At 56.7% G+C, this 17,154-nt stretch carries 13 protein-coding genes and 2 pseudogenes; 10 read left to right on the top strand and 5 right to left on the bottom strand.

Annotated elements, in window-relative coordinates:
• Positions 1-42: 42 nt before the first annotated feature.
• Positions 43-894, bottom strand: coding sequence for a LysR substrate-binding domain-containing protein (locus PQR08_RS01065; RefSeq protein ID WP_238294150.1), 852 nt, complete (start codon positions 892-894; stop codon positions 43-45).
• Positions 895-997: 103 nt separating this feature from the next.
• On the opposite strand from PQR08_RS01065, the gene PQR08_RS01070 reads away from it, so the two are divergent.
• Entirely contained in the window at positions 998-1,666 is a 669-nt protein-coding gene (locus PQR08_RS01070) for a LysE family translocator (RefSeq protein WP_238294148.1), read from the top strand.
• A gap of 59 nt (positions 1,667-1,725) precedes the next feature.
• On the opposite strand, the gene PQR08_RS01075 is transcribed toward PQR08_RS01070, so the two are convergent.
• Positions 1,726-2,277, bottom strand: a complete 552-nt coding sequence (locus tag PQR08_RS01075) for a P-loop NTPase family protein (RefSeq protein WP_250486822.1) — start codon at positions 2,275-2,277, stop codon at positions 1,726-1,728.
• 832 nt (positions 2,278-3,109) lie between these two features.
• Between PQR08_RS01075 and PQR08_RS01080 the strand changes: the two genes are divergently transcribed.
• Together PQR08_RS01080 and PQR08_RS01085 are read left to right on the top strand one after the other, a co-directional pair.
• Entirely contained in the window at positions 3,110-3,484 is a 375-nt protein-coding gene (locus PQR08_RS01080; RefSeq protein WP_250486821.1) for a hypothetical protein, read from the top strand.
• A 276-nt stretch (positions 3,485-3,760) separates the two neighbouring features.
• Positions 3,761-4,234, top strand: a complete 474-nt coding sequence (locus tag PQR08_RS01085) for an HU family DNA-binding protein (protein WP_250486820.1) — start codon at positions 3,761-3,763, stop codon at positions 4,232-4,234.
• A 281-nt stretch (positions 4,235-4,515) separates the two neighbouring features.
• Here the strand turns inward: PQR08_RS01085 and PQR08_RS01090 are convergent, their stop codons facing one another.
• Positions 4,516-5,136 (bottom strand): hypothetical protein, encoded by a 621-nt coding sequence (locus tag PQR08_RS01090; protein WP_250486819.1) that lies wholly within the window; start codon positions 5,134-5,136, stop codon positions 4,516-4,518.
• 802 nt (positions 5,137-5,938) lie between these two features.
• Between PQR08_RS01090 and PQR08_RS38850 the strand changes: the two are divergent.
• A pseudogene (locus tag PQR08_RS38850) lies at positions 5,939-6,084 on the top strand (HU family DNA-binding protein); the annotation flags it as partial.
• 565 nt (positions 6,085-6,649) lie between these two features.
• Here PQR08_RS38850 and PQR08_RS01095 read toward each other — a convergent pair.
• Both PQR08_RS01095 and PQR08_RS01100 read right to left on the bottom strand, forming a co-directional pair.
• On the bottom strand, positions 6,650-8,581 hold the full coding sequence (locus PQR08_RS01095) for a DNA recombination protein RmuC (protein ID WP_250486818.1): 1,932 nt from the start codon (positions 8,579-8,581) through the stop codon (positions 6,650-6,652).
• Between the two features lie 1,060 nt (positions 8,582-9,641).
• Entirely contained in the window at positions 9,642-10,418 is a 777-nt protein-coding gene (locus PQR08_RS01100; protein ID WP_238216449.1) for a hypothetical protein, read from the bottom strand.
• 226 nt (positions 10,419-10,644) lie between these two features.
• On the opposite strand from PQR08_RS01100, the gene PQR08_RS01105 reads away from it, so the two are divergent.
• From PQR08_RS01105 to PQR08_RS01130, 6 genes and pseudogenes are all read left to right on the top strand, one after another.
• Positions 10,645-11,322 (top strand): vWA domain-containing protein, encoded by a 678-nt coding sequence (locus tag PQR08_RS01105; protein ID WP_238216447.1) that lies wholly within the window; start codon positions 10,645-10,647, stop codon positions 11,320-11,322.
• A complete protein-coding gene (locus tag PQR08_RS01110; protein WP_035505892.1) occupies positions 11,319-12,104 on the top strand; it encodes a PP2C family serine/threonine-protein phosphatase in 786 nt (261 codons plus the stop codon). The genes PQR08_RS01105 and PQR08_RS01110 overlap by 4 nt, the downstream gene beginning before the upstream one ends.
• Positions 12,088-14,037: a helix-hairpin-helix domain-containing protein gene (locus PQR08_RS01115; RefSeq protein WP_035505889.1), complete on the top strand. Its 1,950-nt coding sequence runs from the start codon at positions 12,088-12,090 to the stop codon at positions 14,035-14,037. Before PQR08_RS01110 ends, PQR08_RS01115 begins: the two co-directional genes overlap by 17 nt.
• A gap of 678 nt (positions 14,038-14,715) precedes the next feature.
• Positions 14,716-14,862: pseudogene (locus PQR08_RS01120) on the top strand (DUF4236 domain-containing protein); the annotation flags it as partial.
• Between the two features lie 123 nt (positions 14,863-14,985).
• Positions 14,986-15,840 carry a hypothetical protein gene (locus PQR08_RS01125; RefSeq protein WP_408161020.1) on the top strand — a complete coding sequence of 285 codons (855 nt, stop codon included), beginning with the start codon at positions 14,986-14,988 and terminating at the stop codon, positions 15,838-15,840.
• Between the two features lie 753 nt (positions 15,841-16,593).
• Positions 16,594-17,133, top strand: a complete 540-nt coding sequence (locus PQR08_RS01130; RefSeq protein WP_238216441.1) for a hypothetical protein — start codon at positions 16,594-16,596, stop codon at positions 17,131-17,133.
• The last annotated feature ends 21 nt before the right edge of the window (positions 17,134-17,154 follow it).

The following is a 17,154-nucleotide window of genomic DNA, read 5'->3' on the forward strand; positions in this document are numbered from 1 at the left end:
GAGTCTATCCACCGACTGAGACAAGCGACGTCTCGATTTCCCTCATGCGACTTTCCATTCCTCGAGAATCTGCTGGGCCAGATATTCACATGGGGGTCGTGCGGAACGGGCACTGCGGACAAGCACGACCTCGACCTCGTTCATCGCGGGAACGCCGTCGTTCTCGGAAAGTTGAACGAGATGCGCCGGGATGCTGCATTTGGCGAGAGGTGCAATGGCAAGGCCGGCCTCCACCATGCTGAGCAGGCCGAGAAAACTCGGGCTTTCAAACGACATCCGGAATGTGATGTTTTCTCTACGGAGCGCCCGTACAGCATGGTCGCGCGCCGTGCTGCCATCGGCAAAGACGGCGATTGGTAACGGACGCTCCAACCAAATCTTCCGCTTCGACGACCCAGTCCACACCATCTGCTCATGTCTGATGAACTCGCCCGCGATTCCCTTTCCTTTCGTGAGGCACGCAAGGTCGATGGTGCTGTCCTTGACCATAGGCATGAGCGCGGCGCTCGGTAGGCCAATGACGCGAATGTCCACCCGTGGGTGCATCAACGCAAACTTTGCTAGCACCTGTGGCAGCAACGAGGAAACATAGTCATCGGGGACTCCAATCGTCACCTGTCCTTCTACTTCGGGACGAACTATGGAGGCCCACGCCTCATCTCGCATCTCGAGCATCCGACGGCCATAGTCCGCCAGCCTCTTGCCTTCCGCGGTTGCTGAGACATTGCGCGTGTCCCGGACGAACAGTTGCTTTCCGAGCGCGTCCTCGATTGTCTTGATTTGCATACTGACGGCAGAGGGTGACCGAAACACGGTCTGAGCCGCCTTGGCAAACGAGCCCGAGTCCGCAACCGCCACAACCATTTCGAGCACATCAAAATCGAGCTTCTTCATATTATTCAGAAAATCTGACGAGTGCGCTCAGTTTAATTCGTTTCTCTTCATGGTCGCATGGTCCGACAATCGGTTCATCAAGATTTTTTGAAGGTGAAGCGCAATGCAAGACGCTGGGTCGATGTACCAATTCCTCGCGGTGGGCGGGATGCTCGCCATTACGCCTGGTCCGAATATGGTCTACGTGATGTCGCGTTCGGTCGCGCAAGGGCGCGCCGCCGGCCTGATTTCGCTTGCCGGCGTAATGCTGGGATACCTCTTCTACATGTTCAGTGCCGCGTTCGGAATCACGGCGCTGGTACTCAAAGTGCCAGATGCGAGTGCAGTTCTTGGCGCAGCAGGGTCGATGTACCTCATTTATCTTGCGTGGCAAGCAGTGAAGCCCGGAGGGCGTTCACCGTTTCAGGTACGTCAGTTGACGCAGGAGCCGCCGCTACGTCTGCTTGCGATGGGGGCGACAACGAGCCTGCTGAACCCGAAGTTGGCGATGCTCTTCATTTCGCTGCTGCCGCAGTTCATCGACCACACGCGAAATGATGTGATGGGCCAATCCCTCATGCTCGGCTCGTTGCTGATTGCGGCCTTCGCCCTCGCGAATGGTCTTGTCGCCGTCGGCTCCAGCGGGATGGCCAAATTTCTCAACGTTCGACCCACGCTACTGCTCGCACAGCGATGGGTCATGGGAGCAATGTTGACGGGCCTTGGAATCAGCCTGGGTGTGGATTCCGTGAGGTCTTTCCTCAATTCCTGGCCGCAGTGCGCGTTTGCTTGACGTCGGCGGTAGAAGCGCGACATTTCGAGTTAGCGCTTCTATTTTCGTTTGCCACAGTACTACCTGGCAGTTCGCGCATGCTTCTCTCCGGAATTCGCCAGTGCAATTGCGCGCTCGACCCGCTCCTCCACCGTCTCATCTCCTTCGAGCCGAATCACTCGGCACTGCCGGTCTGAAAGCCATGCCTCGTGAAGCGCAAGGCTTCTGCACGTGATGTCGCCCTCATCATATCGAGCAGCCCAGTCAAGGAACTTGGGTTCACAGTGCCCGTATAGCGCGATGTCGCGTCTCTCAATTCGCTCCAACCGAAGCTTGGTCGGGAGGGCAAGAAAAATTACAAGGTCGAAGCTGTCTTCGATGTCTCGCCCCCAGCCGCACAGAGAACCAGACACAACGGCCTCGAAGGCAGAAGTCATGCCTTTCTTGAGCATTGAGGCACGTTCGGCAGCGCTTCGCTTCATCGAGAACGGTGGAACTGTAGGCATCCAGTAAAAATCGTCCGCATCGAAGAAGGTGGAGCCGAGCCTCGCTGCAAGCGCCCTGCCAAGCGTCGTGGTGCCAGACCCGGACGCTCCCACAACGTTGATGTACTTGTAGGGTATCTCGCCCATCTTTTCGATGATTTGCCTTGTCTAGTGCCAGCGGTACGAAACCGGACTCTACGCGATTCGGAGGACCAATATACAGTCATTTTTCGCTGACTTAGGGCGACAGGTCAAGCGCCGGCAGTTGAGGCCCCCCACCAACTTGAGCATTCCCACTTGGCGTCGTCGTGACGCTCTTTCCTAGAGCTTCGCACCTGGCGTTCTCAAGCCACACGATGAAACAGTGCATTTCAGAGAGTGGTGCGTGCCGAGAAGCGAGATAAACAACCTTGTCGTTTTATTCGTCGTCATGCCCTCAGCGGGTGCTACGCGAGTGTCCGATGGTCACTTTAGGGGGTTTGCGAGGGCCCTTTCGCCGTAAGCAGGACATCGAATGCTTCGCGTGCCGACTGCAGCTCAGACATTCCTGCTGCCAACCTTGCGAGCAACAAGGTCAGAGCTGCACCATCTCCTGCGTCATGGAAGTGCTTCTCAAGGTCGGCCGATGCAGTCTGGACTGCCCGAGCCGCTTCGGCGACACGCAAGACCGCTGCGGCCTCCGCGGTCCTTCTCTCACTTGTCTCCATGTGTTCTGTCTGCAAGGTCGTGTGCAGGCGTCGAACGACGCAATTTCGTAGATGCTACGCCAGCCTGCGAGCGCTTGCTCGAAGAGGAATTGCAGCATAGACACGGATGCTTGCGCCGACCGTTGGATGCCGCGCACGCAGGAGCGAAATCTCTCGATATGCGCGCATGTACAAGTCGTCCGCTTATCGATTGCCCTTTGTAAGCACCCGAACACAACTCCGTGCTCTCAACCAAGGGACTAGCGAATAAATGGGCTTGCCTACAAGGATGCATGAACCAACCCGAAAACCGTGCCAAGCCGGCCAGCAGGCTCCCGTTCGCATCTACTCTGGAGGTTGGCCAGCTTCTCGACCTCCTCTTGGCCGACGCGATGAGCGATGTCGAAGTGGTCGCAAGAGAACTCAGCTTGCGAGACGAGATGCTAGAACGACTTCAGCGGTCGTTCGACCGATTGGTTTGCGCGCAGAGCCTCGCGGGAACTCTGTTCGATGATATTGCTGTCGATGCCCTAGACGACGGCACTTCGGACGAGGTCGACCCGATGGAGAGCGTCAGGGCTGCAATGGAAATCCTCGCGACCAGTTGGCCTCAAAACTACGGTGCAGACGCCGCCGAATGGCTCATGCTCGGCGAGCGCCGCTATTGAATTGCGATTCCGAGCTTGAGGTCATCCGTGCCGCCTACTTTCGAGAGATAGACCCTCTCACCCTCCCTCACTCGACTGCATTCCTCCGAAACCTGAGGTCTTGGCGTTGTATTTTGAGAGCAAATGCGGAAAGTGCCCTGTTTTAAGGCCGCTGGCGATTGCACATTGCCATAACGGTTGCTACGCTAGCCGCCAGCTTACGACGACGCATGTGCCGAGGGCTTGATGCTCCGGGGTGCTTCGTCTTAAGCAGAGTTCAACTTCAGGAGAGCCTCAATGGCAACGAAGAAAGCTGCTGCTACAAAAACTGCCGCACCGGCCAAGAAGGCCGTAGTCGCGAAGAAGGCTGTGGCTGCAAAGAAAGCCACCGCACCCAAGAAGGTCGCTGTAACCAAGACCGCCCCAGCGAAGAAGGCTGTGGCGGGCGCTACGCTCAAGCCGGTCAAAGACACGTTCACAAAGGCGTCGCTCGTCACTCATGTGGCTACGCAAGCCGGCGTCGAGCCGAAGCAAGCGAAGGCTGTGCTGGCAGCGCTCGAGGACACGATTCTGGGTTCTGTGAACAAGAAGGGCCTCGGCGAATTCACGCTGTCCGGGCTGCTGAAAATCAACGTCCAGAAGGTGGAAGCAAAGAAGCGGCGTTTCGGTAAGGACCCGTTCACAGGTCAGGACAGGTGGTTTGATGCCAAGCCGGCCACGGTGAAGCTTAAGGTGCGTGCGCTCAAGAAGCTGAAGGACGCAGCGGCTTAACGCTCACTCTTTGTCTTGACCGGAAGCCCGCTTCGTGCGGGCTTCTTCACCTCTGATAAAGCGGGCGGGTTCGAGCACGGTTCACCTAATGCCCTTCGTCCGTAAAGCACGGTGTCGTTTTGGGCGCGCTATCCATCGCCAAACGGAACACGGTCGAAACTAGCGGGTCCGGCAAGACCGGCCTTTCATTGGCAAATTCTCAAGAGCCGTAGCGCGCACAGTATATGGCAGCGCAAAGGTCTGCTCGTACCAAGCCTTCCGCGAGTTGAAGGAATTGGCCCTCATTGGCAATAGCGGCCACCGCTGCAGGGAACCAGGTTAATCGTCAAAGTGCCCATGGACTTGACATTTGCATCCTGGAACGACGTAGCGCTTCCTTTGAGCTGTATCGTGCCGCCGACTGTTGTCCCCTGATACTGGCCGACGGTTGCAGGACAGAGATGCACGGATGAGCCATTTGTTGGATTGAAGTTGTATGCAGTGTCCGCGATGAGGACAAGCGGGATACTGTTCAAAAAGTCACGCGATGGAAGCTGCGCGTCATATGTGCGTTCACCGGAAATCACCCGGGCCACAGTTCCGCTATGTGGGCTGGAAACATACTGGATGTGACCACACTCTACTTGTTGTAGCTGTCCTCCCACTTGCACGTCGCCGGCTCCGCTGGGCGCCAATGCTTCCAGTAGCACATCGACGTTGTGCTTCCCTACCATTGTCACCGTACCGTTTGCTCCTGAGGTGGAGTGCTCCGTGCCTGTGTTCCAGTCATGGATGACCCACCAAATGGTCGGCGCGACGGGTGTTGCATCGGTATCGGCCACTTCAGGTCGCCCAGTGGCGCAGGCTGTCAACAATAGGCAGAGCGAAAGGAACGCGCGCGCGAGGAAATTGGTTTCAAGCATCTCAGTGTCTCCGAGGGAACAACGGACAACTTGAGAATCGACGGCAAGTCGGTGCGCCACCGAGACCTGTCACTTAAGACCGAACGTACGTACCCTACACGTTCGTTGTCACTGCACCTCTCGAACGTGTGCGAGTTGCATCTTACGTCCGATAAGACCGCAACGGCGAACGGCGACGCATGTTCGACCATCGCCGCTCACATCGAACGTCAGCCATCCCAACGCAGAAATGCTGCCAGAAAAGCGGCTTGACGACGTCCAGATTGAGCGACTTCGGCGCTTGGAACGCGCATTCCGACGGCTGTGCTCCAACAAGGGGCGAGATGGCCAAGGCAGAGGAAGCAACGAGTGCAAGACAGAGAAGCTTTTCCGACCGCGTCGCGGGCGGACTGGTTTGGCCATCCACGTCTCCCCAAAGGACCAATTCTGATTAGTTGGCGGACTTCCAGAAACCTTTTAGTAATAGAAGGTTTTCTTCGCCGCAACACACGGCCGGGAAAAAATCTCGACGTAATAGCGAGCTGTAAAAATCAAGCAGACTTGTTAGAGGCTCTATGTCCTTTAAAGCCGAGGCGGCCCCATACGCGCCGTGAAAATCTCCGCCGACACCGTCAACCGCTATTGGCCCGAGGCCGGCCGCTGCGCTGCAAGCGGCGACGCAATCAACACCCGACTGCAAAAAGGGAATTCCCGCGCAAATCGTCTCGGCGTGGGTGACCTGTCCAACGCATCGCCAGATTGCTCAGGCTCTCCGAAATCGCCCGGGTGCGGCCGTACGCACATCGCGCTGTCGTAGACGTCGCCGCCCGTTAAGCACCGCTTCGGCAAAGACCCGTTCACGGGCCAAGAGTGTTGGTTTTATGCCAAGCCAGCAACGGTGAAGCGTAAATTCGCGCGCTCAAGAAGTTGAAAGACGCGGCGGCTCGAATCGTCAATACTTCTTCATGACGTGCCCGCGTTTGCCGGCCCTCTCTAACTCTGCCAACGATGACGCCCTCATCTTCGCTCGAGATACATCCTTCAGGTCGTACCGCTTCGTGCTCGAACGCCTTGCTTGAACTGGAACTCTTCTCTTGCCAAAGCAATTTCCTTATCAACACCAGACAGAAGTTGCTCTGAGCTTCCGTCGAAGCGACGTGTCGGTGCATTCGTCACAGGCCACCGTAGTTGGACGCCCGTCACCAGTGGTCTCGCACGAAGGATGCGCCTCTCGCTCTTGCCGTCGGCGTGAAGGAGCCACCACGTCTCGCACCCGTCGGTCCTGTCGGCTCTATGAGAAAGATACGGCCGTTGGTCAAGAAGGATTTGTCGAACTTGTTCCAGAGTCATTGCGTGAAGACAAAATATTGCTTTCTTTCGTCAGGCTCAGAAATCCAAAAGCACGCAGCGACAATTGCTCACCTTTCTCGTGGACAGAGGAGTAGTGCACTTTGAAGTCTGAGCGCAGCTGATAGGGGTGTTCCTGCACTCGCTAGTTACGAGTCGCCCGCGCACACACGCAGCATGTGTCTCGCTAGTCGATTCCGGCAGTGCCCGTAATCATGACGCGGGCGTCGTTGTTTTCAACCAGTGCACTGTCAACAATGATGGATTGTTCATCCTCATTCGCCAACTCAACGAGAGCCGCTGGGAGGACTTTCGACGGTTTGACGCCCAATTCGCGAAGCATTTCGGCCTGTCGAATCACATTTCCCTTACCAGAGACGAACTTGCCGTGCGCCGACTCGTACGAGGACTGGGCCTGTTTGAGCCGATTCCCCAAGCTTTCAAAGTCTCCGACGAAGCCGTAAAGCTTGTCGTACAGTTCGGCTCCCCGCCGCGCGATGTCCTGAGCATTTCGATTTTGTGCTTCCTGCCTCCAAAGATGCGCCACAGTGCGGACGACGAACAACAGAGTGGATGGACTCACCAGTAGAACGTCACGACTCAGGGCTTCCATGAAAATATCTTTGTCGTTCGTGATAGCCAACATGAATGCTGGCTCGATGGGCACGAACGCCAAGACAAAATCAAGCGATTTGCCGTAGAGCGCGTGGTATTTCTTGTCCGAAAGAGACTTAATATGGCTGCGAATCGACTCGACATGTTGCCGTAGGCTGATGGACCGTTGCTCTTCGGTCTCTGCCGATGCATACGCCTCGTAGGCGACCAACGATACCTTCGAATCAACCACCAGCTTTCGTTCTTCCGGCAAAAGAATCACGACATCAGGCTGAGCGCGGCTGCCGTCTTCCCAAGTCCGACTATCCTGTACAAGGTATTCATGCCCCTTCCGTAAACCAGACGATTCAAGGACACGCTCGAGAATCAATTCTCCCCAGTTGCCTTGAGTCTTCGATGACCCTTTCAACGCCGAGGTTAAGTTCCTCGCATCGTCGCTCAGTGCCTGATTCAGCGCATGCAATTGCCTCACCTGTTCCGCAAGGGCGCTCCGGTCCTTGGTTTCCTGAACATAAACTTCCTCGACCTTACCCTGAAATTCCTTGAGTCGGACTTTCAGCGGTTCAAGCAATTGGCCTAGACTGGTCTGATTCTGTTCGGCGAATCGTTTGGACTTCTCTTCTAGAATCTCCGTCGCCAAGGCCTTGAACTGCGCGCTCAGTTCCTCTTTGGCCTGTGTCAGCAACTTGAGCTTCTCATCTGCATGCTTGCGTTCTGCGTCGTAGCTTGTACGGAGCTCAGTCAATTCGGAACTCAAGCGCGCTACCTCGCCTTCCGCTAGCACCCGAGCGTCAGCCTCGGCAGTACGCTGTTCGCGGGCTAACGCGTGCGCGCCCTGCTCAGCTGCAAGTTCTGCTGTCAACTTGCCGTTGGAGCGCCCGCTAGACTCTCTCAAGTCGCTAAGCTGCTTGCTCGCTTCCTCTAACTGGGTTTCTGTTACTCTGAGCTTATCTTCAAGCGTCGGAATGAGTGCCGCTTGCTCTTCCAATGCAGCCTTCCGCTCATTAGCTTCATTTAGCGCGTGCCTGCATTGAGAAGCTTCTCGGTCCAGTCCCTCAACATCTTTAGAAAGCTCTGCGACTTTGGCTTCAAGGGAGGTTGCCAATTGTCGCTTCTGCGCCTCGCTTGTCGCGAGAGCGCGGCTCTCGTCTTCGCCCTCTTGAATTCGTTCAAGTAATCGCTTCAAGTCTGCCTCAAGCTGAGGGACGCGAGATGACCTCTCGGACAATCGCGCCTGCTCATTTCGACTCTGGTCCAGTTCAGAGCGAAGCTCACTGAATTCCTTCGCTGCAAGGTCTCGCGCGACGCGTAGTTTCGCGATTTCTTCGAGCGTCGCCCTGAGCCGCTCCTCTTTTTGTGCGAGGTCTATTTGCGATGCACTTTGTATCCGAACCACTGCAGCTTGGATTTGAAGCTGGATGCGCCCACGCATCAACAGCCATGAGATTACTGCGCCGACCATAACCCCGACAACGAGGAAGCCGAGATATACGAAAGAATTCATTCCATCCCCGCGAAACACGAAATTCTTGGAGCTTTGTACAAGGGCGAGACGTCTCGACCCACCTCATGGGCTCACTGGCTGACCGCCGGCGGCTTAGCCATCGTTCCTATACCGGCCACGCAAATCGGAGACTCTGGCGTCAAAGGCGTTTGTCAGGCACGGCATATCCGAGCAACCCTTCACGACCTGCTCAAGCCATTTCTCCTGTTCAATTCGCACACCGACGTCTTTCCCTCCAATCCGGGCCTGCGCCGACTCATACTCCCTGACTTCGAGGTCATACGCGGCCGCCAGAGTAACGCTTCTGCAAACATTGGCGCCAAAAAAAGACCCATCATCTACACATCCCACGCTTGAACTACTCATTTGCAGTGTCTTGTCGCGGGACTGCGCCGAGGCCACGCTCGGAGGAGCACTCGCGACTATCTGCGTGTCGACCGGAGCCACCGCACGTTCATTCGACCCGAGGGTCACGCCACTGTCGTTCTTTTGCGCTGCCGCAGGCGCGGGGTCCAATTGAACTAGCTCGCTAGATGCGGGCAAGGCTTCGCTGGCGAGCGCCGGCCGGGACGGAGTGACTCCAACAGCGCTTGTTGACGACGCTGGTTGTTCGGACGGAGAGGACAAGCTTAATATCGCTGACCCGACAATACAGATACCAATTCCGTACATCACGCGTTTCGCGGAACGTCTGAAATCACGGGTGTCAGGCTCGTTGTTTCGGTATCCGGTCTTGAACCGACGGTCAACCTTTCTGGTGTCGAAGAATCCACCAAAACCCACTAAGCCCATCAAAATTCCGCCCAGAAATAAGCCGCCCCCAAGCATTCCCATCTTTTTCGCAACGACAATTCCGTCGGCGCGCCCCGATAATTGATTGTGATTTATTGGTATCGCTCAAGCTAGTTAGCCGAGGCCACGAATCGCTGTCCGGTTCGGCCGTTCAGCGTCGCCGCACCATTCGGCTGCCTTCACCCGACGACTCGTTCTTTGGCACTATCTTCCTTGACGTCACGTAGACAAAAAACTTTAGCCGCCCGGCGAAACTATTTTTCTTCGCTTACCGAAGGGATGAAAGACGCGTCGCTGCGAAGCCTTCGAAACACTGAAAACGTTCCTGCGAAATCAATGGGTACTTTCCGCACTCGTCGCCTACAGATTGTTCGTAGGCCTGTTCCGAATTCGCAAGTTCAGGTGCAGCAGTTGGTCCGCCAGCAGCTTTAAGGTGTTTCAGATAGAGGCTGTGCTCCGCCGCCTGCGCGCTTCCACGTTTGAATTCGCTCGAAGGGTTGAGCTTTGACAAAGAAGACACGATTTTTTGCGCACCAGCGAGCGATTCGTCGTCGGTCGTCGCGCAGTAGAGCAGAGTCGTTGGACGGTTCGCCGCCAGAATAAAGGCGTATACACACGACTGCATTGCGGCGGACGATGATTGAGATATCCCTGCTGCGGCACCTCGAATCGCAAGCGCGCCGGACAGTTGCATCGGAGTGAGCAAAGCCGCGTTAGCGAATCCTGCTTTGGTGACCGCGTTGGCGTCACCCCCCAATTGGCGAATAACATCGTCCGGTTGCAACGCCCGGAGAGATTGAAGCGTGTTGTCAAACCACGACACCGGAACAAACCGGTCTCGCTGCGTAACCACACGAATTTGCCACGCGCTGTCCCCGCCAGCGACCACCGATTGACAGATACCGACCTCATCATCGGCTGCCCCAGGCATCGTGCAAGACGGGCTGTCGCCCGTCCACGGAAGCGTTGCTTTGAAGCGCAACGAGCCGAATCCTAACGTTTGCGCCTTCCACACCACCGCAGGCGGGGGCTTTGTCTCGGCCACTTGGGGCGCCGAGGCGGCCGGCGCGCTCGGACTCTCGAGAGACGAACTCCGGCCTGACGGGTTGTTCTGTTAGCCCCGGATATGAGCACGCCCGCCGCGACAGCAACCGCCAAACTGAAATACGCTGGTGCTTTACTTGCGGACATGATTCTACGATTATTATCATCTTAAGATGAATACTAACGCGCGGTCCTGAGGTTAGCCAGCACCGCATAGCGAGAAGACCATGAGTGAACACAACGACTTCGCCACCCAAGTGGCTTTTGGCACGGACAACTTCGCGGAGAACCCGGAACAAAGGTGTCCGTGCGTACTGGTACTCGACCGGTCCGGCTCGATGAGTGGCGAACCGATTTCTGCACTGAACGCAGGTCTCGTAACATTCAAAGACGAGCTCGCGGCAGACTCGCTGGCGATGAAGCGCGTCGACACCGCAATCGTCACGTTCGGCCCGGCAACCCTCGAAATGCCGTTTCATACGGCCTCGAATTTTTATCCACCGACGTTGACCCCTCAAGGTGACACGCCGATGGGCTCGGCCATCAACCTGGCACTCGACACTCTCGAAGCCCGCAAAGCCGAGTACAAAGCGAACGGCATCTCCTATTACCGGCCATGGGTGTTCCTTATCACTGATGGAGGTCCGACGGACGCTTGGCAGTCCGCTGCCGCCCGTGTACGTGAAGGTGAGGCGTCGAAGAAATTCGCATTCTTCGCTGTCGGAGTAGAAGGTGCCAACATGGACACGTTGGCGCAGATTTCGACGAGACAGCCGCTCTCATTGAAGGGCCTGAAATTTCGAGAGCTCTTCCAGTGGCTCTCCGCGTCGATGGCTGCGGTCTCGCGCTCTACCCCTGGGACAGAGGTACCTCTCGCTGCTCCGACTGGCTGGGCGTCGGTGTGAGCTGGAAGGTCATTGGAGCGTCTGCAGTAGGCACCTCGCACACTTCGAACTCGTCGCCCTGCCAAGACAGCTGCTTCTATCACGTTGCGTCAGACGCGACGGGAGCGAGCCTTTTGGTTGCTCTTGTTTCTGATGGAGCGGGAAGCGCACAGTTCGGCGAGGTCGGTTCCGAGCTTGCGTGTGAGGCCGCCGGAAAAATGCTTCTCGAAATCGCCGAAACGACTGGAGAAGACGGGTTGAAAGCGCACCTCGCGAGCGAACTGCTCGAGGTCGTCAGAGCGCGGATAAGCGAGGCTGCGCAAGCGCGAAGTGTCACCATGCGCGCGCTTGCCTGTACCTTGCTCGGCGCGGTTATTGGGCCGACCCGGGCGTTCTACTTCCAAGTCGGCGACGGCGCAATCGTGGCGCGCGACGCAGGAGCACTGGCGCCCGTTTTTTGGCCTGAATCGGGCGAGTACGCCAACATGACGTATTTCGTCACAGATGCGAACGCTGCAGAACATCTGAGAGTCGAGATTCGCGACACGTCGGACGAAGTATCGCTTTTCAGCGATGGAATCCAGCGGTTGGCCTTAGTGTTTGCTACCGAGACCGCTTACGAGCCTTTCTTCGAGCCAATGTTCAAGGCGTTACGTGCGTCGTCGGACGACCAGACGGACTCGCTTTGTGCAGCCCTTGAGCGCTTCCTAAATAGCGATGCAATCAATGACCGAACCGACGACGACAAGACTTTGATTCTCGCAACGCGTTCGCTGGGGGAAAGCAGTGTCAGTAGCGTTTGATGAACTCGGAAATCAGCTCCAGCTGGGCAAGAAGCTAGGTGAAGGTGGTGAGGGTGCCGTATTCGATACAACGCACAACGGCGAAAGCGTCGCCGCCAAAATTTACTCGCACGCTCTCCCCCCTGAACGACAAGCGAAGCTACGGGCAATGGCGCAGGTAGGTGATACCTACCTCAAGCAAATAGCTGCATGGCCCATCAGTGTATTACTGACAAAGCGACCAGGGCCCGTCGCCGGCTTCACCATGCCGAAGTTCTCTGGTTATCACGCGGTACACGAACTCTACGGTGTAGGGAGTCGTCGTCAGACTTTCCCGAAAGCGGATTTTGCCTTCTTGGTGGGAACCGCACGAAATATCGCAGCTGCATTTGATGCCATACATGCGCACGGCCACGCCATCGGTGACGTCAATGAGAACAACATCATTGTCAGTCATCAAGGAACGGTTAAGTTGCTTGACTGCGATTCATTCCATGTCAACACTTCGGCCGCCAGCTTTCCGTGCACGGTGGGTGTACCGCACTACACACCTCCCGAGCTACAAGGGCTGGGTTCTTTCCACGGCGTCACGCGGACGGCAAATCACGACAACTTTGGGCTGGCCGTTCTCGTCTTTCAATTGTTGTTCATGGCAAGGCACCCGTTCTCCGGAATCCCGAAGACCACCGGAGATTTGCCATTGGAGCGCTCTATCAAGGAGTTCCGATTCGCCTATGGAGCGGACCGCCTCGCGCGACTGATTGATATGCCACCGAAGGCTTTGAGCCTGGATTATCTACCCGCCGGTTTCGGAGACCTGTTCTGGCGCGCGTTCACTGAAACGGGTGTAAAACACGGCCGACCCAAGGCAAAGGAATGGGTTGCCGCCCTAGACGGTCTCCTTCGTTCGTTGCGTTCGTGCAGCGCCGAACCACGACATAAATTTCCAGGCCAGCTACACACCTGCATTTGGTGCGAGCGCGACAAGCAAGGAACGCCCTACTTCACTCCAGCCTCCGCGACCGGACCAACCATAAACTTTCAGGCCGCGAGTGCGAATATCGCCGCGCTCTGGTCACAAATTCAGGCCCTCAGCGCAGTACCACAGATGCCTGCGTTCGCGGCCCCGTCCTTAGCTTTGTCGGGACGCCCCGCCCCCGCGTCTAACGGCTTATCCGTAACCAAGATGCGCTTAATGTACGCCGGCATCTGCTTCGTCGCTTTCTTGTTGTCAATCAGTGAACCCAAACTCTGGTGGCTATGGCTAACTGTTGGGGGCTTTGCCACGCATGCCGTCAAGGCGGAATCGCCTGTCGAATTGAATACGCGCAAAAGCGCGGTTGCCGTCGCGCAGCGCGGCTACGATGCCGCACTGTCCGAATATGACAGGGTGCGCGGGGAGCACCCAGTTACCGATGCGTTCCGCAATCTTGGGCAAATCAAAGCCCAGTTGGACGACCTTCCTCAGGTCCTTGCGCTCGAGATGAAGCAACTGCAAGCCACGCTAGTCGCGCGTCAAATGCACGATTTCCTCGACCGGCACTTCATTCACGACTCGAAGATTTCTGGTGTCGGGGCGCAACGCAAACAGACCCTGGCGTCCTTCGGCGTCGAAACCGCCGCAGATATCACGTCCTCGGCCATCGGCGCCATCCCCGGTTTCGGTGAGGGTCTCACAAACAACCTTCTGGCTTGGAAGAGGTCTATCGAGCGAAAGTTCGTGCCGTCCGCCAACATTACCCCCTCCCCTCAAGACGTCAACTCGGTGAACGCGAGGGTCGCATCGATGCGAGCGAAACTTGAGCAGCAACTTCGGGATGGAGCGACATATTTTCAGACCGTCAGAAACGAGTTTCTGCTCCGTCAGAACAATGCGAAGGGAGCACTGGAAGCTGCCCATCACCATCTGGCCCAAGCACAAGCCGACTTGGCCGCCATGCAGAGGAAGCCGTGACAAGACTTCCCCAAATTCTTTCAACAGCGGTCATCACGGGTTGCTTCGCTGTTATCCTGGGCAGTTTCTCGATGTCAGGTCATGCGCAAGAAGCGCCGAATCCGGTGGGAGAATTTCTCAATGCCTTTCGAGGCAAACCTGTGGGGCCAGTAGCCCCCCCTCCGCCTAGCTCTATGCAAACTTCCGGCGGTCTATCTTCCGCCACGACGAGTGCTCCACTGACGCCAACGACAGCTCCCCAAGCACCCGTGCCAGCGCGTGAGCCTTCGTGCCCTCCGGGTGTCGACCGATTAGGTTGCCCACGGCCGCTTCGTCAGCAGTCGCAAAGCAATTGCCCAGCGGGCATGACCGCCGGTCCAACGGGCTGTGTTCCGATGGCGATGCCTCCAAATGCCCACCGAGTCTCCACAGACGGGCAATGGCAGTGCGACGATGGCTACATGAGGTTCGGTGCTGTCTGCATGGCACTTCAATCGACCCCCGCCAACGCACACCTAACTGGCACTGGTGGCGACTGGGAGTGTAATTCGGGATTCAGACGGGTTGGAAACACATGCGAAGCCGTAAGCCTTCCACCCAATGCTCATCTGGCCAATGCGGGGGACGGGTGGGAATGCGACGCCGGATTCCGGATGGTCGGTAACTTCTGCGTAGGACACTGAAGAGAGTCTAGAGGACATGAGGCTGAGCTATAGGAAGTCGATTTCCGCAGGACCGTTTCGCTTCAATGTTTCAGGAAGCGGCATTGGAGTTTCAGTGGGTGTCCCGGGATTCCGTGTCGGAACCGGTCCACGCGGGAACTACGTCTCGATATCGAAAGCAGGGTTCACCTATCGTGCGACCTTACCGTCTCCCGGAGGCAAGCCACAGGCTTACTCGCAGCCTCGGTCCAATTCGCCGGCAGTTCGCCCTGCGATTACTTCTCCTGGAACTGCAACCGTTGGCCCCATGACCAGCGCTGCATCAGCGACCGCTACTCTGCTAGCCTCGTCCACCGCCGACTCCGTGGTTAATGAAATCAATCGCAAAGCGGAGATGGCGCCACTTTGGCCATGGTGCGCAGCGCTCGCGTTCATTGGGGTCGTCTTCGCGGCACTCTCGTCAGATGGAGAGACACTCGTCGCCATCGTAAGCGGTGCCATCGCTGTCATTCTATCTGCCGCCGCGCTGTGGGTGTACTACTGGGATACAGCTCGCCGGGCAACCGTCCTCTTCTATGACCTCGACCCGACATCCGAACAAGCGTTCTCCTCTGCGGTCAACGGACTGATGCAACTTGCAGCTTCCGCAGGAAAGTGGAAGATTGATGCGTCCGGCACAGTGCTGAACAGAAAATATCATGCTGGTGCTTCGAACGTCGTTCAACGCAAGCCATTACAGATGGGTGTCGGACGATTCTGGAAGGTGAGGTGCAATCTCGATGTTCCGTACATCGTCGCGGGGACGAGCGCTCTCTACTTCTGTCCTGACCGCCTTTTCGTTATCACTGGACGGAAGGTCGCGGCCGTGCATTACGCCGACCTGCATATGAGCGATGGCTTGACCCAATTCATTGAAGAAGACTTCGTCCCGACTGATGCAGTCCGAATCGGCCGCACGTGGAGGTATGTCAACAAATCGGGCGGCCCTGACCGAAGATTCAAGGACAACAGAGAACTACCTATTGTCCGCTACGAAGAACTCTCGCTCACCTCAGCCTCTGGCTTAAATGAGCTCTTTCAGTTTTCCAAACCTGGTGCCGCAGCAGCGTTCCGTCAATCCGCCAAGGACCTAATGACCTTGCGTCCTGCGGCAAAACCATAGCACGGCTATGAGCCACGGTCTGACATGCGAGTATGTGACATCGAAAATGGCTCCGACGAGCAAGGGTGGGGGCTTCGACGGACCTTCGGAGGTTTCTCGTCGACTATCAGCGAATGCCTGACGGTGAGGTAAGACTCGAGTAGCGAAAGCCCGCTTTCGCGGGCGTGTCGAAACGACATCAGTTAGGAGCAGTAGCCGCCATTGTGATGCGAACCAGTCCCACCGTGGGGATGCTCACCCTTAGGACAAGCGTGGGCGACATTGACAACGCACAGCAGTGCGACAACGACAGCAGCGATTTTTTTCACGGAGTCTCCCAGTTTTAGTGCGCCGGCACTTTCGTTTCGACGGTCACAGTGTGACAAACCCGTTAACGGCAGCCTCCGTTTTCGCTTGAATCGTAGCCGCGCTGGAGCTGCTCTACGTTTGTTGCGCCCGTCTCCGTGCTCATATCGGGCGCGCAGAGCCATATTTGCCCATCATGAGATAGCAATCCTTGATTGCCCTCAAAGGAAGTCTTGCACTGACAAGCAACAGGGGAAATTCTCAACAGTTCCTGCTACTCGTGATAACGACGAGTTGCGGATAAGCTAGTTCGCCTCATCGCAGAGCGTTCTGCAGTCTAGGGTGAGACAACGCGGACCTACCCTCAAGTTTTCGAAGTCGCTGCCGTTAGAGCCAACGTACGGGCTGCAGTGGGAAAACCGCTGGCATCGAGAACACCAACTAAATTAAGACGAAGCGAGGGCATTGATGAAGGTCATTCTGGCGTTGTTAGCAGTGGCGAGCTTGGCAGGTTGCTCCACGTATGCGGTTCCGCGATATTCCATTAACGCGGACAACGTCGTTGCGATGAAGACCACCGTCGTCAACGGGGTGGGGGTTGGCCAATTCACTCAAGCGCCGATTCCAAACGAGAGCCCGAACCAAATCATGTGTCGTGCGGTCGGCCCAATCAAGACCCCCGACGGGGAGTCTTTCGCCGAGTTCGTGAAAGCCGGTTTCATCTCTGAACTCAAAATCGCCGGCGTGTATGCTCCGACCGCCCCCGTTCAGCTGACCGGCCAACTTGAAAACATTGGATTCTCGTCCGTCAGCGGCACATGGAATCTGGGCCTCACCATCAAGTCATCGAACGGGCGCAGCATGAGTATTGCCGAGGCCTACTCGTACACGTCCAGCTATTATGGTGAGACTGCATGCAACCAGACTGCACAGGCGCTCATGCCGGCGGTGCAGGACCTTCTCGCGAAGGTCGTCCAGTCGCCCGAGTTTCCCACGCTATTGAAGTAATGCGCCGCACCAAAGTTGGGT

It is taken from the genome of Caballeronia jiangsuensis (assembly GCF_046030135.1).
Taxonomy (GTDB): domain Bacteria; phylum Pseudomonadota; class Gammaproteobacteria; order Burkholderiales; family Burkholderiaceae; genus Caballeronia; species Caballeronia jiangsuensis.